Genomic DNA, 23,576 nt, shown 5'->3' on the forward strand with positions numbered 1-23,576 from the left:
GCAACTCCGGAACCAGGGACTTCAGATTTGGGAGGTCAGGCCTTTTGGGTCTGGACCCATTCGACGACCACTGACTTGAGGGCTTCCAGCGGCATGTCGCCCGACGCCAGGGCGGTGTCGTGGAAGGCCTTGATGTCGAAGCGGTCGCCCAGCGCGGCCTGGGCTTCCTCGCGCAGGCGCACCCATTCGGTATGGCCGATCTTGTAGCTGGAGGCCTGACCCGGCCAGACGCAGTAGCGCTCGACCTCGGTGGTGACGCTGCTCTCCTGGTCGCCGAGGGTGTCGACCATGTAGCGGATCGCCTGTTCGCGGCTCCAGCCCTTGTGGTGGAGGCCCGAGTCGACGACCAGGCGCACGGCGCGGAACAGCAGCGACTGCAGGTAGCCGAGGCGGCCCCACGGATCGCCGTCATAGACGCCCATCTCGTCGGCCAGCTGTTCCGAATACAGGGCCCAGCCTTCCGAGAAAGCCGAGAAACCGATGACCTTGCGGATCATGGGAATGCCTTCGGCCTCGATCTGAAGCGAGCCCTGGAAATGGTGGCCCGGAATGGCCTCGTGATAGGTCAGGGTCGGCAGCGACCACTTGGGCCATTCGGCCGTGTCGCGAAGGTTGATGTAGTAGGCGCCCGGCCGCGAGCCATCCAGCGACGGCCCCTGATAGTAGCCGCCCGGCGCGCCCGCCTGGATGGCTTCCGGCACGGCGCGGATTTCGACGGTGGAGCGGGGCAGCTTGCCGAACTTCTCCGGCAGGCGGGCCTGCATGGCGCGGACCTGGGCGTTGAGGCTTTCCAGCAGGTCGCGTTTGCCCTCGGGCGTATTCGGCCAGACGAACTGCGGCTCCTTGCCGATCGCGCCGATACGGGCGCCCACCGAACCCTCGGTCCGACCCTCGGCCTTCAGTATCTCGTCGGCGCGCGCGCTGATCTCGGCGACCTGGCGCAGACCCAGCTCGTGGACCTCGTCGCCGGTCAGGTTGGTGGTGGTGTAGTTGCGAATGCCCCAGGCGTAGTAGGCCGCGCCGTTCGGCAGACGGGCCACGCCGGCGTCATGCACGGCGCCCGGCTGGGCGGCCTCGAACACCGCGGCCTGACGGCGCAGGGCCGGATAGACCTTGTCGGTGGTGATGGCGGTGGCGCGGGCGGCCCAGTCGCCGGCGATGTTCTTCTCGGCGGTGCGACGGGCGACCGAGGTGCTGAGGCCGGATTCCGCGGGCGGCACGGCCAGGACGGCGTTCATCTGCACCAGAGCGCGCTCGATGATGAAGTCGGGCGGCACGATGCCCTTGGCGAAGTCGGCCTGAACGAGCGCGGTTTCCTGATCCAGCAGGGTGGCGAAGGCCTCCAGACGCGACAGATAGGCCTCGGCGTCCTCGGCGGTGTCGATGGAATGCATCGTGTCGAGGAAGTCGGGGATGGACTGGTACGAGCCGGTCAGCTGGCTGACGCGATAGGGGTTCGGCTGGCCGTCGTCGCCGTAGTCGAAGGTGTCGATGCCCATGACGCTGGTGTCGAGGGTGAACAGGACGGCGTCGAGGTTGACGCGGTCCATGCCGTGCAGGGCGTTGCGGTCGATCCCCTTCAGCCGGGTCTGGAACCCGCGGTACATGGCCTCGTTGCGGGCGCGGTCCTCATCGGACTGCATGTCCAGCTTGCTCTTGGCGGCGGCGTTCTCGCCCTTGTCGACGCCGAGGTAGGTGGCGAGCATGGCCGACTCCGCCAGCGCCGCCGCGAACATGGCCTCCAGCACGGCGTTCAGCTTCGCAGCCTCGCCGGTCGCCTGCGAACGGGCCAGGGCCCGGCCCGGTCCCGCGAGGGCCCCGGCGACGGCGGCGGTGACGAGGAAACTGCGACGATCCAGCATGGGGCGCTCCCGAAGTTAAGGAGCGGTACAGGAGGGCGCCGCGCGCCCGCTGGCAAGAGAGGGTGTGGACAGCCTCGGCCCCGTCCGGGTCAGGCCTGTTTGAGGCCCGCGGCCCAGTCGTCGACCAGCTTCTCCAGCACCGCCAGCGGGATGGCGCCCGCCTCCAGAGCCGTGTCGTGGAAGCCGCGGATGTCGAAGCGGTCGCCGAGCGTGGCTTTCGCCTTCGTGCGGGTGCGGTCCCAGACGGTGTGGCCCAGCTTGTAGCTGCAGGCCTGGCCCGGCCAGACGCAGTAGCGCTCGACCTCGGTGGTCAAGGTCGACTCCGCGTCGCCGAGGGTGTCGACCATGTAGCGAACGGCCTGTTCGCGGGTCCAACGCTTGTGGTGCAGGCCGGAGTCGGCGACCAGGCGGGTGGCGCGGAACATGAAGGACTGCAGGTAGCCCAGCTGGCCCAGCGGATCGTCGGCGTAGACGTCCATCTCGTCGGCCAGCTGTTCGGCGTACAGCGCCCAGCCCTCGGTGTAGCCCGAGAACAGAGGCATCTTGCGCAGCAGGGGGATGCCTTCGGCCTCCAGCGCGCGGGCGATCTGGAAGTGATGGCCCGGGCTGGCCTCGTGATAGGTCAGGGTCGGCAGGGTGAAGCGCGGCGTCTCGGCCGTGTCGCGCAGGTTGATGTAGTAGGCGCCGGGGCGCGAGCCATCCAGCGAAGGCAGCTGGTAGCTGCCGCCCGGGGCGCCGGCCTCGATCTCGACCGGCACGCGGCGGATTTCGACGGTCGCGCGCGGCAGGGTGCCGAAGACCTCGGGCAGACGCTGCTGCATGCGGGCCATCTGGCCGTTGAGGTCGGCGATCAGCTGCGCCTTGCCCTCGTCGGTGTTGGGATAGATCTGATCGGGGCGGCGGGCGACGGCGGCGATGCGCTCGCCGACCGTGCCCTGGGTCAGCCCCTGGGCCTTCAGGATGGCGTCGGCGCGGGCGCTGAGCTCGGCGACCTGGGCCAGGCCGACCTCGTGGATCTCGTCGCCGCTCATGTCGGTGGTCGTGTAGGTCAGCACGCCGTAGCGATAGTAGGCCTCGCCGTCCGGCAGGCGCCAGCAGCCGGCGTCCGAGGTCGCGCCCGGAAGCGCGCCGGCGATGACATCGGCCTGGCGCTGCATGGCCGGATAGACGGCATCGCGGACGATGGCCTCGGCGCGGGCGGCCCAGTCGCCGGGCAGGTTGGCTTCGGCGGCGCGGCGGGACAGCGACTGCGTCATGCCCGAGCGGGCCGGATCGACGCCCAGGGCGGCGGCGAACTGCTCGCCGGTGCGCTTGAGGATGAAGTCGGGCGGCGTGGCGCCGGCGGCGAAGTCGTGGCGGACGCGGTCGGTCTCGACGTCCAGCACCTCGGCGAAGGCCGTCAGGCGATCCAGATAGGTCTCCGCGTCATCGGCCGAGCGGATCTGGTGTTGGGTGTCGAGGAACTGCGGGATGCCGCTGTAGCTGCCGTTCAGCTGGCTGACGACATAGGGATTGGCGCCGCCGACCGGGGCCTGAACGCCGTAGTCGAAGGTGTCGGCCAGGGCCGCCGCCTCGACGACGAAACGGGTGGTGTCGTAGTTGACCGCGTCCATGCCTGTCAGGGCGTTGCGGTCGATGGCGTCCAGTTCCTGTCCATAGCCGCGGAAGGCGGCGAAGGTGCGGTCCGTGAAGGCCTGGGAGCGGTCGTCCAGCTTCGAGCGGACTGCGGCGTTCGGGCCGGTGTCGAGGCCGAGCGTGGTCATGAACTCGGGCGACTGGGCCAGGAACTCCTGCATCATCTTGTCGAGCAGGGCGGTGACCTTCGCGCCGCCCTCGGACTGGACGGCGGCGCCGGCGAACGCCGGTGCTGCGACGGCGGCCCCTGCGGCGGCTGCGGTGGTCAGCAGGAAGCGGCGGCGATCGAGCATGGGAGTCTCCGGATAGGGAAGCGTCAGTGGAGCGCGCCGGACCCGGACTGACAAGTTACCGATGCGTCAGGCTGCGTGAAGCTCCTGCTTCACCCGTTCGGCGAGGGTCTTGATGTCCAGCGGCTTGGGCAGGAAGGAGACGCCGACCTCGTCCTGCAGCAGGTCGGAGAAGTCGCTCTCGGCATAGCCCGAGATGAACATCACCGGCGCGTCGCCGAGGAACGGACGGGCCTTCTTGAGCAGGGACGGGCCGTCGAGGCCCGGCATGATGACGTCGGAGATCATCATGTCGATGGTCCCGGCGTGCAGCTCGGCCAGCTCCAGCGCCTCCTCGCCGTCGGCGGCCTCGATCACTTCGTAGCCGCGCTGGCGCAGCAGGCGGGCGGCGATGCCGCGCACGGCGGCCTCGTCCTCGACGAACAGGATACGGCCGGCGCCCGACAGGTCGCGCGGCGCCTTGACCACCTTCTCGATGACCGGGGTCTCGGCCAGGTCGGCCTCGGCGGCCTCGGGCAGGAAGATGCGGAAGGCGGCGCCGGCGCCGTCCAGGTTGGCGACGTTGATGTGGCCGCCGGCCTGTTCGACGATGCCGTAAACGGTGGCCAGGCCCATGCCCGTGCCCTCGTTGACCGCCTTGGTGGTGAAGAAGGGTTCAAAGATCTTGTCGAGGATTTCGGGCGGCACGCCGGGGCCGGTGTCCGAGACCTCGATCAGGGCGACGGCGTCGCTGGAGGGGGTGGTCCAGCCCATCTGGCGAGCCTGGTCGGCGGTCAGGCGGCGGGTCTTGATGGTGACCACGCCGGCGCCGGGCTCGACCACGCCGCGCATGGCGTCGCGGGCGTTGACGGCCAGGTTCATGACGGCGGTCTCGAGCTGGCTCTTGTCGGCCAGCACCACCGGCAGGTCCCGGCCGTAGTCGGTCTCCAGCCGGACGTCCTCGCGCAGCAGACGGCGCAGCAGGACGGCGAACTCGCCGACCAGTTCACCGAGGTCGAGGCGTTCGCGGCGGACCGTCGATTTGCGCGAGAAAGCCAGCAGCTTGCGCACCAGGTCGGCGGCGCGGATGGCGGTCTGGCGGATTTCGTTGAGGCCCTCATAGGAGGGATCGCCGACCGGGTGACGCTCCAGCAGGCCCGAGAGCTGCAGCTGGATGGCGGTCAGCAGGTTGTTGAAGTCGTGCGCCACGCCGCCGGCCAGCTGGCCCACGGCCTGCATCTTCTGGGCCTGCGAAAGCTGCAGCTCCATCGACTTCTGGGCCGAGACGTCGAACAGCCAGATGCGGCATTTGCCGGCTTCCGGGGCGACGTAGAGGTGCAGCATGCGGTCCGGGTAGGCGCGGGCGACCAGTTCGATCGGACCGGACGAACCGGCCATCAGTTTGGCGCGCGCTTCCTGCACGCCGCCGGGCTCGAACAGATGGCCGAAGGCGGCGTCGCGGGCGGCGGCGGGACCGGTCAGCAGGGCGAGGGCGGCGTTGGCCTCCTCGACCTTGCCGGCGAACAGATCGTCGGCCTGCAGGACGGCTGAGCCGAACGGGGCGCCGGCGGCCATGGCCCGGCTTTCGGGGCCGTTGGACATGGCGGGCGGGCGGTCCGCGGCGGCGGCGGCGACCGGCAGGACAGCCTCGGGCGCGGCGCGGATGAGGAAACGTCCCTCCCCGGCCCGGCCGAGCAGGACTTCCAGCTCGCGGTCGCCGATCAGGACGATGGCGCGACCCTGCTCGCCGGCGCGGGCCTGGGCGAAGGCCATGTAGAGGGCCGAGCCGCTCTTGCCGCCGGAGCGGGCGGGCGGAAGGGCGGTGGTGGCGCCGCCGGCCTCGGTCCAGGCGGCGTTGAAGGCCAGCACCTGGCCCGTGGCCCAGACCAGGGCCGCGGGCTCGGACATGGCGTCCAGCAGGTCGATGGCGTCGTCGGCCGCCGGCTTGCGGCTTTCGCCGCGGGCGAAGGCGAACAGGCCGATCAGGGCCACGGCGCCGACGGTGAAGATCAGGATCAGGCCGGGCGCGCTCATGGGATCGGCGCGGAAGGCCGGATAGGCCAGCGCCCCCACCGCCACGACGAAGCCCACCGCCATCACGAGCAGCAGCGGATCGAAGGTGCGGCGTTTGGGTGCGGTCATGGCGCCTCGGCCCGAATCAAACAGGGCAGCGGTGATGATGGTCCGGAAGCGGCCCGGGGGCGAATCCGGCGCCGGACAGGACAAGGGGCGCACCGGAAACCGGCGCGCCCCTCATTCGTACGGAGCCTCGCCCGCCGGAAGCGGGCGCGGGCGATCAGGCCGCCTTGCGGTGATCCGGCTTGTGGCCGCGGGCCGCGTTGATGCGGGCCTCGGCGATGGCGTCGGCGATCTCGTGGGTCGGGCGCTTTTCGGCGGCCGAGCGGTCGAGGACCTCTTCCAGGGTTTCCATCAGGCGCGACAGCTTGCCTTCGACCCACTGCGGATCGTAGGCGCCGCCGGTCTGACGGGCCTTCATTTCCGAGGCGACGTTGATGATGCCGCCGCCGTTGACGACGTAGTCGGGGGCGTACAGCACGCCGCGCTCGAACAGCTTGTGGCCGATGTCCGGGGTGGCCAGCTGGTTGTTGGCGGCGCCGACCACGGCCTTGACCGTCAGGCGGTCCAGCGTCTGCGGGTTCAGCGTCGCGCCGAGGGCGCACGGGGCGTAGATGTCGGCCTTGACGTCATAGATGGCGTCCGGGGCGACGATCTCGGCGCCGGTGCGGGCGGCGACTTCCGACAGCAGGGCGGTGTTGACGTCGGTCATGACCAGCTTGGCGCCGGCGGCGTGCAGCTTGTCGGCGAGGTAGCCGCCGACGTGGCCGATGCCCTGAAGCGCGATGGTCAGGCCGGTCAGGTCGTCCTGCTTCCACAGGCGGCGGGCGACGGTCAGGGTCGAGCGGAAGACGCCCTCGGCGGTGACCGGCGACGGATCGCCCGAGGCTTCCGGACCGTCCGACAGGCCCAGCACGTACGGGGTGACTTTGCGGGCTTCAGCGATGTCGGCGACCGACACGCCGACGTCTTCGGCCGCGTAATAGATGCCGCCCAGGGTGTCGACGGCCTTGCCGAAGGCGTGGAACAGCTCAGGGGTCTTCTGGGTGCGGCTGTCGCCGATGATGACCGACTTGCCGCCGCCCATTTCGAGGTCGGCGACCGCATTCTTGTAGCTCATGCCCTTCGACAGACGCAGGACATCTTCCAGCGCCTCGGCCGACGAGCCGTAGTTCCACATCCGCGTTCCACCCACCGCCGGACCGCGGGCGGTCGAGTGAACAGCGATAATCGCACGCAGACCGGTCTTTTCATCAAAGACCGCGTGGACGCCTTCGTGGTTCGCGAAGGACGGGGAATCAAACAGCGTCATGCCCATAGTTCGGGCCTCCCGGGGAAATTTTTTGTTGGCGGGCTACTACGCTCCGACGTCTAACACCGCAAGCATGGCGGTTTCACGTCAGCGTCAGCGTGCGCCAGCCTTCAGGGCCGGGAGAACCGGTCCCGCCCCGGACGGCAGAGGCGCGTCGGCATTGCGCAGCCAGGCCTCGACGTCGCGGTAGACGACCTCGGCCTGCAGGTCGCGATTGAGGATGTGCCAGCCGTCCGGATACCAGGCCGTGCGGAAGCCGGGACGGTCGCCCGCCCGTTCCAGCGCCAGCCGCATCGGCCCCTTCTGGATGACATTGTCGTTGGCCCCGTAGAGCAGCAGGGTCGGCGCGCGCATGTCGCCCAGATGCAGGGACGCGCTCTCCATCAGATCGACCAGGCCGTAGAGGGCGTCGAAGCGGGTGGTGATCAGGCTGTTGGGGTCGCGGCCATTGCGGAACAGCTCCAGCCGGTTGCTCGAGGCCGGGTGGGCGCGGATGGCCCATTCGGGCGTATCGACCGCCCGCGCGCCCATCGTCCGCGCCGTCAGCCACAGGCCGGCGCTGTTCACCGGCCCCTGCGCGGTCCAGCCCCAGACCGCGGGCGCCAGCAGGATGACGCGGTCGGCGTCGGGCGGCCGGTCAGAGCCGAAGGCGGCGACGGTCACAGCCCCGCCCATGCTCTCGCCCGCGACGGCGATAAGAGCGCGCGGATAGCGGGCGCGGGCCAGGGCGACGGCGGTGCGCAGGTCGTCGGTCATGCGCGCCTCGCCGGCCCAGACGCCGCGGCCGGGCGCCGCGCCGAAGCCGCGCTGGTCGATCGCCCAGGTCTCGATGCCGTGCTCGGCCCACCAGGGACCGGCGAGGCGGAAGGAGGCGCGGCTGTCGTTCATGCCGTGCAGGGCGACGATGACGGCCCATGGCTCGCCGCTGTCCGGGCCCCAGCGGGCCAGCGGCAGGCGGGCGCCGTCGTCCATCAGGAGAGTCGCCGTCTCCAGCGCGGGGCCGGGGAACCCGGACGGGGGATGCATCGGCGGCTGAACCGCAGGCGTGGCGCAGGCGGCGAGCGCCAGAGTCAGGGCAAGAGCGGCGAGCGCGCGGATCATGTGGAAAGGATGCCACGCACCCTTTGGCGAAGCGAGGGCAGCACCTCCGCTTCGAACCAGGGGTTCCTTCGCAGCCAGGCGGTGTTGCGCCAGGAGGGGTGCGGCAGCGGCAGGATCGACGGGCCGTACTCGCGCCAGGCCCGGACGGTCTCGGTCATATTGGCCTTCGCGCGGTCGCCCAGCGCCCAGGTCTGGGCGTAGCCGCCGACCAGCAGGGTCAGTTCGACGTCGGGCAGCTCGGCCAGCAGTTGCGGGCGCCACAGCTCGGCGCAGCGTTTCGGCGGCGGATAGTCGCCGCCCTTGGGCGCGGTGCCCGGATAGCAGAAGGCCTGGGCGGCCACGCCGATGCGGCGGTCGGCGTAGAAGGTCTCGTAGTCGACGCCCAGCCAGTCGCGCAGGCGGTCGCCGGACGGATCGGTGAACGGCAGGCCGCTCTCGTGCACGCGGCGGCCCGGCGCCTGGCCGCAGATCAGCAGTCGGGTCTCGGGGAAGACCCGGACCACCGGACGCGGCGTATGCGGCAGCTGTCCGAGGCAGACCCGACAGGCGCGGATGTCGGCGAGGACCTCGTCGAGGCCCGAGGCGTCAGGCGAAGTCGTCATCGTCCTCGACGACGGGCGGCAGGGCCGCCAGCGCCGCGGCGGTCTCGGCCTCGGTCGGCAGCCGCAGGCGGATGACGCCCTTGAAGCTGTTCGGATCGACCGCCTTGCCCTTCTTGGTGATGGTCAGCTTGCCCTGGCGCATCAGGCCGAGGGCGACCGCCTTCACCTTGGGCAGCATGCGCTGCCACTGCTCGGGCTGCAGCTCCTTGGCCACGTCGGAGGGTTCGATGCTCTTGCCGCCGACACTCTTTGGGTCGGCCTTGGCCAGTTTTTCGAAGATGGCTGTTTCGATGGGGTCGCTCATCGCGCCTATATGCTGCATTGCGGGAGCAAGAAGAAGGGGGACCTATATACAAGGTTGACCCAAATGTTCTTCGCAAGCGCACAATTGCGCGACCTCGCCGGGGCTAGCGGCAGATGCTAACCCTCGGTCGGCGCAACCGCCCAAGCTTCGCTTTCGAGCCACCGATTATGCGACTTACCGAGGATGCCCGCCGCAGCGTCGTGTTTCTGGGCCACCTCGCCGACCCGACCGACAGCGCAAGCTTTAGAGCTGAGGCGACCGGCTTCTTCGTTCGTTATGGGGTCCTGACTTATCTGGTCACGGCGGCGCACGTCGCGGTCGGCTTTGCGGACGACCCATTCCAAATGAGGCTGAACAAGCTGGATGGCGGGGCTGGGATAATCCACTTCGACCCCACCGTGGACGGAATGGACAAATGGTTCCTGCACCCGGACCCCAGCGTTGATGTTGCCGTTCTCTGCTTCCCCTACCGCTTTCGCGAAGGTGGGTGGGATCACCTGAGCGTCGCGGAGTCGCTGCTGCTCTCTGATGCCGACCTTGCGCGGCACGACGTTGGCCCCGGCGATACCTGCTACGCCGTAGGGCTATTCCGGCTGCTCCAGGGTCAGCAACGGAGCCTCCCCATTGTTCATCGGGGTTCAATCGCAGCGATGCCGAGCGATGAGCTGATCCCACTGAGAAACTGGCGCGGTGCAGGTAATGCCCAGACTCGCGCATACTTGGTCGAGGCGACCAACCTCAGGGGGCTCAGCGGTTCGCCGGTGCTAATCAGGCCCACCATAAACATCATCGCCGACAGGCTTGTGGTCGAGGGCAAGGGACCGGAAGCGGGGTTCTCTCGGGGCAACGTGGCGGGGCTAAGCGCGCCAAGTTGCGACGTGTCACTGCTGGGCATCTGGAGCGGATCGTGGGACGCCCAAACGGATGAGGTGCTGTCCGTAGATCAAGGCCGGGAGGTCCGCGTTCCGCTTGGATTAGGCGTGGTCGTGCCGACCTCCCGCCTGCTCGAATTGCTCGAAACAGAGCCCGTCAAGGCGCAGCGCCAAATGCTCCTCGACGCTATCCAGAAGGCCGCCGTGCCGGACGCTACGCCCGAGTAGCTCCGTCTTCCGTTCGAGCAGGCGTTGGACGGGCGCGCTTCTTTGTCTGTCCGGGGGCCGGCTCTACTTCTTCAGGCTTCGTTTGGGCAAAGCGGGCCAACGCCTCTCCGAAATCAATGTCCAGCGCGAGGGGGGCTTCAGGTTTCGGATTGTCGTTCATGCGACAAGCGCCTTGTAGGGCATGGGGCCTTCGATCTGAGCCAGAAGGGCGTTCACGCGCGCACCCTTGTCCAGCGCGCGGCGGTTCAGGCGGTACGTCATCTCGTTAAGATAGGCGTCCATGTGCTTCGGCGAAATCCAATGGTGGGTGCCGATGTACTGACGCTTGAACAGCGCCCAGATGCTCTCGACGGCATTCGTGGTCACATCGCCCCGGACGTACTCACCCTTGCGGTGGGAAACGCGCTGGTGGTCGTAGTCGTGGCGGAGGTCGTTATAGCCGCCCCACTCGTCGGTATAGACCTTGGAGCCCTTGGCAACGTTCTGGCCGACGATGTGGCGCAGGGTGCCCGAGCGGGCGTTGTCGATCACCCCGGCGCGGACTTCACCGCCGCGCTCAACAAGGCCCATGACAATGGTCTTGCGCTCGATGCCGTGACCCTTCTGGGTGCTGTCCTTTTTGGCGGCGTGCTTGTTCGACTCCTTGCCGCCGACGAACGTCTCATCGACCTCGACCTCACCCGAGAGCGGCGCGTTGAAGCTGTCGGTACGGGCGGCGTGACGGAGGCGGTGCAGGACGAACCACGCGGTCTTCTGGGTGATGCCCAGATCGCTTGCGAGCGTCGTCGAGGCGATGCCCTTGGGGTGGTTCGTGATCATCCAGATCGCGGCGAACCAAGTGCGGAGCGGAAGCTTCGTGTCCTGAAAGATCGTGCCGACCTTGATCGAGAAACGCTTGCGGCAGGAGTAGCACTTGTGGGTGTTCGTCCCGGTCAACGTGCCGATCTTCTTCTCGTCCGCGTTGCCGCAGAGCGGGCAGAACTTGCCACTCGCCCAACGGATGGCCGTCAGGTGATCGATCGCAGATTGCTCGGTCGGGAAGGCTGCGAACATCTGGGGAAGGGTGGCGAAGGTCTTGAACACGGGGCGGCTCCTGTTAGAGCCACCATAGCCTAAACCGCGCTTGGGTCAAGCACGTATATAGGTCCCGAAGAAGGCGGAGTATTTCGATGGTCGCGAAGGTGACGGTTACCGAGGGCGAATTCGCGGGCTGGCAGATGTACGACCTGCACGGCACCTTCGACCAGGTGGTGGGCCCGTTCTATTTCCGCCCCGACCCCGACGGCCGCATGCGCTGCGCCTTCCGCGCCGAGCAGAAGCATATGAACGCCGGCGACCGGATGCACGGCGGCTGCCTGATGACCTTCGCCGACATCTCGCTGTTCCAGACCGCCTACCAGGAGATGGAGGGCGCCTCGGGCGTGACCGTGTCGCTGGATTCGACCTTCATCGACGGCGCCTATGTGGGCGAGCTGGTCGAGGCCACCGGCGAGGTGGTCCGCGCCGGCAAGAGCCTGATCTTCGTGCGCGGGCAGATCACCGCCGGAGAGAGGATCCTGATGACCTTCTCCGGCGTGATCCGCAAGTTCCAGAAGCGCGGCTGATCCGCCCCTAGAACCAGTCGCCCAACGAGTGCGGCCGGAAGTCGAGGCCGATGTCATCGAGCGTAGGCGTCGGACGCGGCTCGTGCAGACCGCTCAGCCAGGCCGGTTCCTCCGGCAGGACCAGGGGCGCCACATCCTTGGCGTCCAGGAGCGTAGCCGGCGGCGCCATCAGACCGAGGGCGACCGTCGCGCCGTTGCCGAAGCGCACGTTGGTGATGTCGTACAGCAGGTCGACGCCGTCGCGACCGGCGACCGTGTCGGTGACCCGCCAGACCCCGGCGCCGAGCGACTGGAACTGATACTCGGCCTGTAGACCCGTCAGCAGGGCGACGTTGGTTCCGCCGCCCCCGAACAGGGTGTCGTTGCCCGCCCCGCCCTTGAAGGTGTCGTTGCCCAGGCCGCCGCGGATGACGTTGTCCAGCGCATTGCCCGTGCCGGCGAAATTGCCGGTCCCGGTGTAGAGCAGGTTCTCGACATTGGCGCCGAGGGTGTAGGCGGCCAGCGTGGTCTCGATGGTGTCGTTACCCTCCCCGGCCAGTTCGACGACCGTGTCGGCGATGGTCAGGACATAGGTGTCGTCGCCGGTCCCGCCCTGAAGCTGGTTGGCGACGCCCGAACCGCCGATCAGGCGGTCGTTGCCGCCCATGCCCAGCAGGGTGTCGCGGCCCAGGCCGCCGGTCAGCACATTGGCGCCGTTGTCGCCGACCAGCAGGTCGTCGAAGGCCGAACCGACGAGGTTCTCGATGCCGTTCAGGGTGTCGGTGGCGCCGTCGCCGTCGTTGATCGCGGCGCCCGCGTTCAGGCGTACGTCGACCCGCGCGGCGGCGTTGGCGTAGCTGGCGGTGTCCGAGCCCGCGCCGCCGATCAGCTGATCGATCCCGCCGCGGCCGATGAGGATGTCCGACCCGTCGCCGCCGGTGATGACGTTGGCGCCGGCGTTGCCCGTGCCGGTGAAGTCGCCGGTTCCGGTGTAGACCAGAGCCTCGACCTCGTTGCGCAGGGTGTAGGCGGCCAGGGTCGTGCGCACCGTGTCGAAGCCTTCGCCGGCCACCTCGACGATCGTGTCGCCCGCGACCTGCACGATGTAGGTGTCGTCGCCGATGCCGCCGTACAGTTCGTTGGCCGCGCCGGTTCCGCCCGACAGGACGTCATTGCCGCCGTAGCCGAGCAGCAGGTCACGACCGACGCCGCCGGTGATGACGTTGCCGGTGGCGCTGCCCATGCCGGTGAAGTCGCCGGTCCCGGTGTAGGTCAGGTTCTCGATCTCGGCCGCGAGGCGGAAGCTGGTCAGGGTGGTCTGGACGGAGTCGTTGCCCTCGCCCGCCAGCTCGATGATCGAGTCGCCCACCGCCGTGATGATGTAGCGATCGTCGCCGCGTCCGCCCTGCAGCTGGTTGGCGACGCCGTCGCCGCCGATCAGGGTGTCGTTGCCGTCCATGCCCAACAGGGTGTCGCGACCCAGTCCGCCCGACAGCACATTGCCGAGCGCATCGCCGATCAGGATGTCGTTGAAGGCCGAGCCGGTGACGTTCTCGATGCCCGTCAGGATGTCGTTCGAGCCGTCGCCGTCGTTGCGGGCGACCGACGCGGCGCCGAGACGGACATCCACCGCGCCTGCGGCGGCGGCGTAGCTGGCCGTATCCGAACCGGGACCGCCGGACAGGCGGTCGACGCCGCCGCGTCCGGACAGGACATCGTCGCCCAGGCCGCCGTTGATGATGTTGTCGCCCGCATTGCCGACGCCGGTGAAGTCGCCCGTGCCGGTGTAGGTCAGGTTCTCGACATTGGGCGCCAGCGTCCAAGCGGCGAGCGCAGCCTGGACCGTGTCGACGCCCTCGCCCGCGACCTCGACGATGACGTCGCCTGCGGCTGCGATCAGATAGGTGTCGTCGCCCGCCCCGCCGTACAGCTCGTTGGCCGCACCGGCGCCGCCGCGCAGCAGGTCGTTGCCGCCGAGGCCGATCAGGATGTCGGCTCCGAAGCCGCCGGTGATGGTGTTGGCCAGGCCGTTGCCGCTGCCGATGAAGGCGCCCGTGCCGGTGTAGGTCAGGTTCTCGACATTGGCCGCCAGCGTATGGTTGGCCAGGGTCGTCAGGACGATGTCCGTGCCCTCGCCCGCGTTCTCCACGATCGTGTCGCCGACGGTCAGGATGTAGGTGTCGTTGCCGAGGCCGCCGTACAGTTCGTTGGCGGCGCCGGCGCCGCCGGACAGACGGTCGTTGCCGCCGTTGCCGATCAGGACGTCATAGCCGTCGCCGCCGGTGATCTCGTCGGCGAAACCGCTGCCGATGAGGGTGCCGGACCCGCTGAGGACGATGCCGTCCAGACCGTTGATGGTGATCGTCAACGAGGCCGTGGAGCTGACGCCGGCCGTGTTGGTGATCGTGTAGGTGAAGGTGTCGGTGACGACCTGGCCCTGTTGAAGCATGCGGGCGCCGGGGAAGGGCGTAAACACATACGAGCCGTTGGCCTGAACGACGAGCGAGCCCCAGGTGCCGGACACCGGCTGGCCGACGTTGGTCCCCACGCCGTTGATGGCGCTTACGGAGAAGGAGCCGCCCGCCGGGGGCGAATAGTCGTTGGCCAGAAGGCCCGCGGCCGCGCTGACCGAGAGCGGCGTGTTCTCGTTGGTGCCGCCGTCGTCGGCGGCGGCGCCCATGCCGGCCTCGACCTGGAAGCTGACCGTGCGCGGCGCGCTGGCGGCCCGGCCGTCGCTGACGACATAGCTGAACGAAACCGTGCCGGTGAAGCCGGGCGTCGGGTTGAAAGTGAAGTCGCCGGTCGCCGGGTTGATCGTGACCGTGCCGTTCTGCGTCGAGCCGTTGACCACGACATAGCTGAAGGCGTCGCCGTCCGGATCAGCCGCGTCGGCCAGCGAGCCGGAGACCGGGCGGCCCGGCGCGACCTGATCGATAACCACGTCGGCGCCCGAGGTCTGGGGCGCGTCATTGACCGGCGAGGCCTCGCCCGGATCCCAGGCGGCGATCGCGGCGTTCAGCGCGATGATCTGGGCCGGGGTCAGTCCGAGGGCCGCCTCGTTCTGGTTGAAGGTGATCAGGTCGTCGAATTGCTGATGGTGCGGCGGCGGGTTCAGCTTCTGCGCCACGCCCAGCCAGAAATAGGCGTCCTCGGCCGAATGGCCGACGCCCTCGCCGTCCAGATAGCGCCGGCCCAGGGCGAAGGCGGCCTCGCCGTGGCCCATGAGCGCGGCCTTGAGGTAGCCCTGCACGGCCCTGGCGTCGTTCACCGGAGCGCCGAGACCGAGGTGGTCGAGGATGGCCAGGCGGTAGATGGCTTCCTTGTCGTTGGGCAGGGTCGCCAGCAGTTCGCGGGCGTGGACGTAGTCGCGGGCGCCGCCCTCGCCGGAGGTGTAGAGACGCGACAGGATCAGTCGGGCGTCCGGAACCGTGCCGGCGGCGTCTTCCAGGAACTGGCGCGCCAGCGCCTTGTCCATGGTGACGCCGTTGATGCCGGAGTTCAGCCAGGTGGCGTAGTGATAGGAGGCGTTGGGGTCGCCCTTATAGGCGAGCAGGGTCGTGTAATAGACCCAGTTGTTCATGTCCCCGGCCAGCAGATAGGTGTTCACCACCGTCTCGAAGGTGGGCAGGGCCGGGGTCGATGCGGCGGCGTTGACGGTCAGGGTGACGGTCTTCTCGGCCGTGTCGACGTGGCCGTCGGTCATCCGGTAGCGGAACGAGGCGGCGCCGGTGAAGCCCGCGGTCGGCGTGAAGGTGTAGTGGCCGCTGTTCACATCCAGCACCAGCGTGCCGCCCGTGACCGAGCCGTCGACCAGTTCGAACTTCAGGATGTCGCCGTCGATGTCCGTGCCCTTGAACAGGGTGAACTCGAACGGCTGATCGGCCGTGATGTTGACGTTCTCGGGCCGCGTCGAGATCAGCGGCGCGTCGTTGATGCCGCCGATGTAGACGATGACGGTGATCGGCGGCGAGGTCGTGACGCCGTCGGTGACCGTGTAGCGGAAGGTCGCCGCGCCGACCGCGTCCGTCGGGCCGAAATAGTTGGCGGGCGGGGTGAAGGTGTAGGCGCCGGTCGCCGGATCGATGGTGACCGTGCCGTTGCGGGCCGAGCCGCCGACGAGGCTGAAGGTCGCGTTGTTCAGATCGATGCCGTCGATGGCGTTCAGCGTGCCGGTCGCGACCTGGTCCTCGAGCCCGTAATGGATTTCGGGGTTCAGGCCGCTGACGCCGATGGGCGTCGCCGGAGTCTGGGTGCGGACGGTGATGTTGGCGAGGTCGAGGAAGCCGCTCGGCGCGTTGTCGGCGTCGGGGTTCAGGACGACCAGGTGAAGGGTCGCGTCGACGCGGGACAGGGTCTGGGCGAGGTCGAACGGCTGATAGCGGTCGGCCCAGTCGCCCTCGAAGGTTTCGTAGTTGCCGGCATAGGTCCAGTCGGCGGGATCGCTGCTGATGCGCAGGGTGATGGTCGACCAGTCGTCGGTGACCTGACCCGCCATGTCGCCGCCGGTGTTGGCCCAGTTGGTGACCTGCAGACCGACGTAGAAATTCTCCATCAGGCCCGTTTCGGGCACGTAGCGGCACAGCCAGATGGCCAGCTTGCCGCCGTTGGCGAGGAAGTCCGTGCCGCGCACGGTCATCTCGAACTCGGCGTCGGTGAGGTTCAGCACGCCCGGCGAACCGGCCGTGGGCGTCGACAGGTGGGCGACCAGCCAGATGGCGCCGACGCCGTCGATGTGGTTGGCGTCCAGACCGCCCGGAGCCTGCAGGCGGGTGAACTGCTCGAACGTCCCGCCCGGCTCGGTTACGACCGCAGGCGGCAGCCAGGTCGTCCACGGCCCGAGGCCGTAGGTGAAGTCCCAGCTGTAGACGTTCGGGGGCGGGAAGACCGAGACGGCTTCGGGATCCGTCAGATCCACGGGTGCGTCCACCGGCTCGACGTTTGAGGCGTCCATAAGCTTCCTCCCCGACACTACTACTGCGCGATTGGTTACTCGCGCACGCCCTCGCCGCCAACCTCAACGGCGAAATTCTTGGCTAACAGGCGTTAACGGTGAAGCTTGGGGCGGGTTCCCCGGGAAATGTCAGGCGTCGATCACATCCTGGAGAATGACGGCCATGCGGCGCTCCATCTCCTCGCATTCACGGGGCGACAGGCCGAAGCCGCCGGTGATCTCGCGGCTGACGGTCATGCCCATGATGAAGGCTGCGGCCAGACGCGCCCGGACTGCGCCGTCCGGCCCCCCGACCCATGCGGCGAAGGGGTTGAAGAAGCGCTCGTTGCCGGTGCGCTGGACCAGCTCCATGGCCTTGGTCGAGCCGATCGAGCGCAGCAGGATCAGCAGGCCCTTCAGCTTGCTCTCGCTCTTGCCCTCGTAAATCACCTCGTGGGCGATGCGGCGGCCGAAATCCCCGCGGTCGCCCGCCATCAGCTCGCCGCCGTTGTCGCAGCTGTCCAGCACCGAAACGAACAGGTCTTCCTTCGAGCCGAAATAACGCGACACCAGCGCGGCATCGACGCCGACATCGCCGGCGATGTCGCGCATGCCGACGTCGTCGTAGCTCTCGCGCGCGAAACGTTCACGCGCGGCTGTCAGAATGGCGGCGCGGGTCGCCTCGGCATTTCTGGGCCGTGGCGCAACATGACAGAACAAGGGAGTCAGGCCTCCGGAATAGCCCCAGACGCAATATGGCTTTGTCATCGCCCGTTGACAAGCGAGGGTCGGATCACCATTAAGTCACCGGGCGTTGACTAGCGGCCTCCCCCCGTTCGCCGAGGTCAACAGAGACAGGGATTTGGTCCCTCACGGAGACTAGCGTTCATGCGCACGGTGAAGATCGTGACCGCGTCCGTCGTAATGGCGGCCGCGCTCTATGGCTGTTCCCAGCAGAGCGAGGCCCAGGCCCCGCCCGCTCCGGCCGTCACCGTGGCGACGCCGCTGGTGCGCACCGTGCAGGACTGGGATGAGTTCACGGGCCGCTTCGAGGCGACCCAGGCGGTGGACGTGCGAGCGCGCGTCGGCGGCTACATCCAGGCGGTTCACTTCCGCGACGGCGACTATGTCCGCCGCGGCCAGTTGCTGTTCACCCTGGACCCGCGTCCGGCCCAGGCCGGTCTGGCCGCGGCCCGCGCCCAGCTGGCCCAGGCCCAGGCCCAGCTGAACCTCGCCCGCACCGAGCTGAGCCGCGCTGAAACCCTGCTCTCCTCGCAGGCCGTCTCCCAGGCCGAGGTCGACACCCGCCGCGGCGCCGTCCAGCAGGGCGAGGCCTCGGTCGCGGCCGCCAACGCCGCTGTCCGCGCCCGCCAGCTGGATCTGGAGTTCACCCGCGTCACCGCCCCGATTTCGGGCCGCGTGTCCGACCGTCGCGTCGATCCGGGCAATCTGATCGGCGGCGGCTCGTCGGCCGGCGACGTGCTGACGACCGTCCTCGCCAGCGCCCCGATCCACTTCGTCTTCGACGCCTCCGAAGCCCTGCTGCTGAAGTACCAGCGTCAGATCCGTCAGGGCGCCGCCCCTGTGGAGCTGCGTCTGCAGGACGAAGGCACCTTCACCCGCACGGGCACCCTGGACTTCACCGACAACGCCATCGACACGGCCTCGGGCGTCATCCGCCTGCGCGCCATCGTTCCGAACGGCGACGGCTTCCTGAAGCCTGGCATGTTCGGTCAGGCCCGTCTGGCCGGCGCCGGAACCTATCAGGCGATGCTGGTGCCCGACGCCGCCATCGCCACCGATCAGGCCCGCCGCATCGTCTATGTGGTCGCCGCCGACGGCAGCGTCGCGCCGCGTCCGGTCCAGCTGGGTCCGTTGGCCGAAGGCCTGCGCGTCATCCGTTCGGGCCTGCGTCCGACCGACCGCGTCATCATCAACGGCGTCCAGCGCATCCAGCAGCCCGGCATGAAGGTGAAGGCCACGAACGGCCGCATCCAGCCGGTCGCGCAGCAGCAGCAGGCCCCGGTCACCACGGCCGCCCCGGCTTCGACCGCGACCTTCGCCCTGTCAGGCGATTGAGCCCGCCATGAACATCTCCCGCTTCTTCATCGACCGGCCGATCTTCGCGGCCGTGATCTCGGTGTTCATCACCCTGGTCGGCCTGTTCGCCTACCCGCTGCTGCCGCTGTCGCAGTATCCGGAGATCGCGCCGCCCACGATCACCATCAACACCGCCTATCCGGGCGCGTCCGCCGAGACCGTGGCCGAGACCGTGGCCGCGCCCATCGAGCAGGAAGTGAACGGCGTCGAGGGCATGCTGTACCTGTCGTCCTCGTCCACCTCGGACGGGACGGTCGGCGTGACCGTGACCTTCCAGCCGGGCACCGACCTGGACGCAGCCCAGGTGCTGGTCCAGAACCGCGTCGCCCTGGCGGAGCCCCGCCTGCCTGAACAGGTCCGCCAGATCGGCGTGACCGTGAACAAGCAGGAGAGCGGCTTCCTGATGATCCTGGGGCTGACGTCCCCGGACAAGTCGCTGGATAACGACTACGTCGGCAACTACGCGCAATCGACGCTCCGCGACCGGCTGCTGCGCATCGAAGGCGTGGGCAACGTCCAGGTCTTCGGCGGCGGCAACTATTCGATGCGGGTGTGGATCAACCCCGCCAAGGCCGCCGAGCGCGGCCTGACCGGCCAGGACATCGTCGCCGCCCTGCGTGCGCAGAACGTCCAGGCCGCCGCCGGCGCCATCGGCCAGCCGCCCTTCGCCACCAGCGCCGCAGCCTTCCAGCTGCCGGTGCAGGTGCAGGGCCGCCTGAGCGATCCCGAGCAGTTCGGCGACATCGTCATCCGCACCGACGCCGAAGGCCGCGTGACCCGCGTCCGCGACGTTGCGCGCGTCGAACTCGGCGCCCAGGACTACGGCATCAACGGCTTCTTCGACGGCGAACGCGGCGTCGGCATCGCCATCATCCAGCAGCCCGGCGCCAACGCCCTGGGCACCGCCGAGCGCGTGCTGGCCGAGGTCGAAGCCTTCAAGGCCGAGCTGCCCCAGGGCATGGCGGTGCAGATCGCCTACAACCCGACGGAGTTCGTCGCCGCCTCGGTCGAGTCGGTGCAGCACACCCTGTTCGAGGCCGTCATCCTCGTCGTCCTGGTGGTCATCGTCTTCCTGCAGACCTGGCGGGCGGCGATCATCCCGATCGTAGCCATCCCGGTGGCCCTGGTCGCGACCTTCGCCGTGCAGCTGATGCTCGGCTATTCGATCAACTCGCTGTCGCTGTTCGCGCTCGTGCTCGCCGTCGGCATCGTCGTCGACGACGCCATCGTCGTGGTCGAGAACGTCGAGCGATACATACGGGCCGGGCTGACGCCCAAGGAGGCCGCCTATCGCTCCATGCAGGAGGTCTCCGGCGCCCTGATCTCGATCGGCCTGGTGCTGGTCTCGGTGTTCGTGCCGACCATGTTCGTGCCGGGCATCCCGGGCATCTTCTATCGCGAGTTCGCCATCGTCATCACGACGGCGTCGGTGGTCTCGCTGCTGGTCTCGCTGACCCTGTCCCCGGCCATGGCGGCCCTGCTGCTGAAGCCGCACAAGGAGCATGACGAGAACGCGCGCAAGCCGGGCCTGTGGGGCACGGTGACCTACTACGGCGGCTGGGCCGGGCGTCGTTTCAACGACGGCTTCGACTGGCTGGCCGACAAGTACGGCCGCCTGACCGCCCGCCTGGTGCGGACCGTCGGCATCGTGCTGGTCATCTATGTCGGCCTGCTGGCCCTGACCGGCTGGCGTCTGATGGACACCCCGTCCGGCTTCATTCCGGAGCAGGACCAGGGCTTCCTGATCGGCGTCGTCCAGCTGCCGCCGGGCGCCTCGCTCGAGCGCACGGAAGCGGTGATGACCCGCGCGTCGGAGATCATCAAGAAGACCGAGGGCGTCGAGGGCATGGTCGCCTTCGCCGGCCTGGACGGCTCCAGCTTCTCGTTCGGCTCCAACTCCGCGACCATCTTCGTGCGCCTCGACGCCTTCGAGGAGCGCAAGTCCGCAGAGCAGGCCGCGGCCGCCCTGGCCGGCGCCATCACCGGCGCCACCATGGGCATCGAGGACGCCAACATCTTCGTCATCGCCCCGCCCGCGGTTCAGGGTCTGGGCAACGGCAACGGCTTCCAGCTGATGGTGCAGGACACCTCGGGCGCGGGTTATCGCGCGCTCGAAGGGGCCACCTTCGCCATGATGGGCGCCGCGGCCCAGGCGCCGGACCAGGTGCAGCAGGTCTTCTCGACCTACAACACCGGCTCGCCGCGCATCGCCGCCGACGTCGATCGCGACAAGGCGCTGATGATGGGCGTCCAGCCCGCCGACGTGTTCAACACGCTGGGGGTCTATCTGGGCTCGTCCTACGTCAATGACTTCAACTTCCTGGGCCGCACCTTCCGGGTGACGGCGCAGGCGGAGCCGACGTCGCGGGACGACGTCGCCGACATCGCCAACCTGAAGACCCGCTCGGCCTCGGGCGCCATGGTGCCGATCGGTTCGGTGGCCACGCTGCGCGAGGACTCCGGCCCGTCGCGCGTCGTTCGCTACAACCTGTTCCCGGCCTCCGAGCTGCAGGGACAGGCCGCGGCCAACGTCTCGTCCGGTCAGGCGATCGCGAAGATGGAAGAACTGGCCCAGGCCACCCTTCCGCCGGGCTTCTCGTACGAGTGGACCGGCCTGGCCCTGCAGGAGAAGCAGTCGGCCGGGGGCGCCACCGTGGTCTTCGCCCTGGCCGTGGTGTTCGTCTTCCTGGTGCTGGCCGCCCAGTACGAGGCATTCACCCTGCCGCTGGCGGTCGTGCTGATCGTGCCGATGTGCATTCTCGCGGCCATGATCGGGGTCAACATCCGCGGTCTGGACAACAACATCCTGGTCCAGATCGGCCTGGTGGTGCTGATCGCGCTGGCGGCCAAGAACGCCATCCTGATCGTCGAGTTCGCCAAACAGGCCGAGGACGAGGGGCTGAACCGCTTCGACGCCGCGGTCCGCGCCGCCAAGACCCGTCTGCGCCCGATCCTGATGACCTCCTTCGCCTTCATCTTCGGCGTCGTGCCGCTGATGCTGGCGACCGGCCCGGGCGCCGAAATGCGCCAGTCGCTGGGGACAGCCGTGTTTTCGGGCATGCTGGGGGTGACCCTGTTCGGCCTGATCTTCACGCCGGTCTTCTACGTCGTCTGCCGCTGGCTGGCGTCGAAGATGCCGAAGCCGCCCGAGAAGCAGGCGACCATCCCGACCACCCAGGGACTGCCGCCTCACGACCAACCAGAACCCGCCGCCCCGCGGCTGGGAGATTCCTGATGACGACCCGACCCCCTCTCCGGTTCCTGACCGCAACCGCCGGCGCCGCCCTCCTCCTGGCGTCGTGCGCGGTCGGGCCGAAGGCGCCTGACGCGACCCTTCCCCCCTCCGCGTCAGGCGCCTTCATAGGCGCCGCCACCCCCGCCGTTTCCGCGGAAGCGGCGCGGGACGACTGGTGGCGTCTGTACGACGATCCCGTCCTCGACGGTCTCGTCGGCGAGGCGCTGACCAACAACAACGAGCTGGAGGCCGCCGCAGCCAACCTGCGTCGCGTCCGTGCGGTTCTGGGCGAGACCCGCACCCAGCGACTGCCGGCGACCAACACGACCGCGTCCTACAACTACGGCCGACCGTCCGCCGCCACCGTCCCCGGGGCGGTGATCGGCGAGGCGCTGGACGAGACCGAAACCTTCGACGTCGGCCTGGACGTCTCCTACGAGATCGACCTGTTCGGCCGCGTCGGATCCAGCATCCGGGCGGCGACGGCGGACGCCGACGCGGCCGCGGCCGCACTGGACGTCGTGCGCGTTTCGGTCGCCGCCGAGACCGCCCGCGCCTATGCCGATGCCTGCTCCGCCAACGCCTCGATCGCAGTGGCCGAACGCAACATCCAGCTGCAGACCGACACCGTCGAACTGACCCAGCGCCTGCTCGACGCGGGCCAGGGCAACGGCCTCGACGTCGCCCGCGCGCGATCGACCCTGGCCAGCACCCAGGGGGCGATGGCGCCCCTGCGGGCCCAGCGCGAAGCGGCCCTGTTCCGCCTGTCGACCCTGACCGGCCGCACCCCGGCCGAGGCCAGCGAAGCGGCGCGCGCCTGCCAGCGTCCGCCGCAACTCAAGCAGCCGATCCCGGTCGGCGACGGCGCCGCCATGCTGGCGCGTCGTCCGGACGTGCGTCGGGCGGAGCGCGATCTCGCGGCCGCCGCGGCGCGGGTCAATGTCGCCACCGCCGACCTGTATCCGCGCGTCATCCTGGGCGCCTCGGTCGGCTCGACCTCGCTGGACGGCGGCGACATCGGATCGGAGTCCGCGCTTCGCTTCGGCATCGGTCCGTTGATCAGCTGGTCGTTCCCGAACGTGTTCGCCGCACGGGCCCGGATCGAGCAGGCCAGCGCCGGCTCGGACATCGCCCTGGCCAATTTCGACCAGGCGGTTCTGGTGGCCCTGCAGGAGACCGAAACGGCGCTGGCGAACTACGCCAACGAGCTGGATCGGCGCACCGCCCTGCTGGAGGCCCGTGACCAGGCCGGCGCCGCCGCGCGCCTGTCCCGCCTGCGTTTCGACGCCGGCGCCGACAGCTTCCTGTCGGTCATCGACGCCGAGCGAACCCTGGCCCAGGCCGAGGGTCAGCTGGCCAATTCCGAGGCCCTCGTGACCACCTACCAGATCGCCCTGTTCAAGGCGCTGGCGGGGGGCTGGGGCGCCTCTCCGGCCTGATTTTTCCGGCGGGGGTTGACGCCGCCGG

15 protein-coding genes are annotated in these 23,576 nt (G+C 69.0%); 5 read left to right on the forward strand and 10 right to left on the reverse strand.

Annotated features, from left to right (window positions below; translation table 11 throughout):
• Window positions 1–35: 35 nt before the first annotated feature.
• From GGR12_RS14675 to GGR12_RS14705, 7 genes are all read right to left on the reverse strand, one after another.
• On the reverse strand, window positions 36–1,862 hold the full coding sequence (locus tag GGR12_RS14675; protein WP_183205230.1) for a DUF885 domain-containing protein: 1,827 nt from the start codon (window positions 1,860–1,862) through the stop codon (window positions 36–38).
• Between the two features lie 89 nt (window positions 1,863–1,951).
• On the reverse strand, window positions 1,952–3,790 hold the full coding sequence (locus GGR12_RS14680) for a DUF885 domain-containing protein (protein WP_183205232.1): 1,839 nt from the start codon (window positions 3,788–3,790) through the stop codon (window positions 1,952–1,954).
• A 66-nt stretch (window positions 3,791–3,856) separates the two neighbouring features.
• Window positions 3,857–5,908: a cell cycle histidine kinase CckA gene (cckA, locus tag GGR12_RS14685; protein ID WP_183205234.1), complete on the reverse strand. Its 2,052-nt coding sequence runs from the start codon at window positions 5,906–5,908 to the stop codon at window positions 3,857–3,859.
• 154 nt (window positions 5,909–6,062) lie between these two features.
• A complete protein-coding gene (locus GGR12_RS14690; protein WP_183205236.1) occupies window positions 6,063–7,154 on the reverse strand; it encodes a Glu/Leu/Phe/Val family dehydrogenase in 1,092 nt (363 codons plus the stop codon).
• Window positions 7,155–7,247: 93 nt separating this feature from the next.
• Window positions 7,248–8,255 (reverse strand): alpha/beta fold hydrolase, encoded by a 1,008-nt coding sequence (locus tag GGR12_RS14695; protein WP_183205238.1) that lies wholly within the window; start codon window positions 8,253–8,255, stop codon window positions 7,248–7,250.
• The gene (locus tag GGR12_RS14700; RefSeq protein WP_183205240.1) at window positions 8,252–8,857 is read right to left on the reverse strand and encodes a uracil-DNA glycosylase family protein; all 606 of its coding nucleotides are present in this window, start codon (window positions 8,855–8,857) and stop codon (window positions 8,252–8,254) included. The genes GGR12_RS14695 and GGR12_RS14700 overlap by 4 nt, the downstream gene beginning before the upstream one ends.
• Window positions 8,841–9,161: a DUF3253 domain-containing protein gene (locus GGR12_RS14705; RefSeq protein WP_183205242.1), complete on the reverse strand. Its 321-nt coding sequence runs from the start codon at window positions 9,159–9,161 to the stop codon at window positions 8,841–8,843. The genes GGR12_RS14700 and GGR12_RS14705 overlap by 17 nt, the downstream gene beginning before the upstream one ends.
• A 167-nt stretch (window positions 9,162–9,328) precedes the next feature.
• Here GGR12_RS14705 and GGR12_RS14710 point away from each other — a divergent pair, with 167 nt between their 5' ends.
• The gene (locus GGR12_RS14710; protein WP_183205244.1) at window positions 9,329–10,261 is read left to right on the forward strand and encodes a S1 family serine peptidase; all 933 of its coding nucleotides are present in this window, start codon (window positions 9,329–9,331) and stop codon (window positions 10,259–10,261) included.
• A 156-nt stretch (window positions 10,262–10,417) separates the two neighbouring features.
• Here GGR12_RS14710 and GGR12_RS14715 read toward each other — a convergent pair whose 3' ends face one another.
• Window positions 10,418–11,344, reverse strand: a complete 927-nt coding sequence (locus tag GGR12_RS14715; protein WP_221212404.1) for an IS1595 family transposase — start codon at window positions 11,342–11,344, stop codon at window positions 10,418–10,420.
• A gap of 86 nt (window positions 11,345–11,430) precedes the next feature.
• On the opposite strand from GGR12_RS14715, the gene GGR12_RS14720 reads away from it, so the two are divergent.
• On the forward strand, window positions 11,431–11,865 hold the full coding sequence (locus GGR12_RS14720) for a PaaI family thioesterase (RefSeq protein ID WP_183205246.1): 435 nt from the start codon (window positions 11,431–11,433) through the stop codon (window positions 11,863–11,865).
• 7 nt (window positions 11,866–11,872) lie between these two features.
• On the opposite strand, the gene GGR12_RS14725 is transcribed toward GGR12_RS14720, so the two are convergent.
• Complete coding sequence (locus GGR12_RS14725) at window positions 11,873–16,795, reverse strand: Ig-like domain-containing protein (protein ID WP_183205248.1); 4,923 nt, start codon at window positions 16,793–16,795, stop codon at window positions 11,873–11,875.
• Between the two features lie 129 nt (window positions 16,796–16,924).
• Window positions 16,925–17,494, reverse strand: coding sequence for a TetR/AcrR family transcriptional regulator (locus GGR12_RS14730; RefSeq protein WP_246328945.1), 570 nt, complete (start codon window positions 17,492–17,494; stop codon window positions 16,925–16,927).
• A 168-nt stretch (window positions 17,495–17,662) separates the two neighbouring features.
• Here GGR12_RS14730 and GGR12_RS14735 point away from each other — a divergent pair, with 168 nt between their 5' ends.
• From GGR12_RS14735 to GGR12_RS14745, 3 genes are read left to right on the forward strand one after another with little or no spacing between them, the layout of a single operon-like run.
• Window positions 17,663–18,853: an efflux RND transporter periplasmic adaptor subunit gene (locus GGR12_RS14735; protein WP_183205252.1), complete on the forward strand. Its 1,191-nt coding sequence runs from the start codon at window positions 17,663–17,665 to the stop codon at window positions 18,851–18,853.
• Between the two features lie 7 nt (window positions 18,854–18,860).
• Entirely contained in the window at window positions 18,861–22,109 is a 3,249-nt protein-coding gene (locus GGR12_RS14740; protein ID WP_183205254.1) for an efflux RND transporter permease subunit, read from the forward strand.
• Entirely contained in the window at window positions 22,109–23,548 is a 1,440-nt protein-coding gene (locus GGR12_RS14745) for a TolC family protein (RefSeq protein ID WP_183205256.1), read from the forward strand. The genes GGR12_RS14740 and GGR12_RS14745 overlap by 1 nt, the downstream gene beginning before the upstream one ends.
• Window positions 23,549–23,576: the final 28 nt, after the last annotated feature.

Origin of the sequence: Brevundimonas lenta (assembly GCF_014196335.1) — a bacterium.
GTDB lineage: Bacteria > Pseudomonadota > Alphaproteobacteria > Caulobacterales > Caulobacteraceae > Brevundimonas > Brevundimonas lenta.

Bases quoted from the DNA above. Each gene is read 5' to 3' on its own strand.
- GGR12_RS14740 (WP_183205254.1), top strand. From the start codon at position 18,861: ATGAACATCTCCCGCTTCTTCATCGACCGGCCGATCTTCGCGGCCGTG.
- GGR12_RS14720 (WP_183205246.1), top strand. From the start codon at position 11,431: ATGGTCGCGAAGGTGACGGTTACCGAGGGCGAATTCGCGGGCTGGCAG.
- GGR12_RS14710 (WP_183205244.1), top strand. From the start codon at position 9,329: ATGCGACTTACCGAGGATGCCCGCCGCAGCGTCGTGTTTCTGGGCCAC.
- GGR12_RS14675 (WP_183205230.1), bottom strand. From the start codon at position 1,862: ATGCTGGATCGTCGCAGTTTCCTCGTCACCGCCGCCGTCGCCGGGGCC.
- GGR12_RS14725 (WP_183205248.1), bottom strand. From the start codon at position 16,795: ATGGACGCCTCAAACGTCGAGCCGGTGGACGCACCCGTGGATCTGACG.
- GGR12_RS14705 (WP_183205242.1), bottom strand. From the start codon at position 9,161: ATGAGCGACCCCATCGAAACAGCCATCTTCGAAAAACTGGCCAAGGCC.
- cckA (WP_183205234.1), bottom strand. From the start codon at position 5,908: ATGACCGCACCCAAACGCCGCACCTTCGATCCGCTGCTGCTCGTGATG.
- GGR12_RS14745 (WP_183205256.1), top strand. From the start codon at position 22,109: ATGACGACCCGACCCCCTCTCCGGTTCCTGACCGCAACCGCCGGCGCC.
- GGR12_RS14735 (WP_183205252.1), top strand. From the start codon at position 17,663: ATGCGCACGGTGAAGATCGTGACCGCGTCCGTCGTAATGGCGGCCGCG.
- GGR12_RS14695 (WP_183205238.1), bottom strand. From the start codon at position 8,255: ATGATCCGCGCGCTCGCCGCTCTTGCCCTGACTCTGGCGCTCGCCGCC.
- GGR12_RS14680 (WP_183205232.1), bottom strand. From the start codon at position 3,790: ATGCTCGATCGCCGCCGCTTCCTGCTGACCACCGCAGCCGCCGCAGGG.
- GGR12_RS14690 (WP_183205236.1), bottom strand. From the start codon at position 7,154: ATGACGCTGTTTGATTCCCCGTCCTTCGCGAACCACGAAGGCGTCCAC.
- GGR12_RS14700 (WP_183205240.1), bottom strand. From the start codon at position 8,857: ATGACGACTTCGCCTGACGCCTCGGGCCTCGACGAGGTCCTCGCCGAC.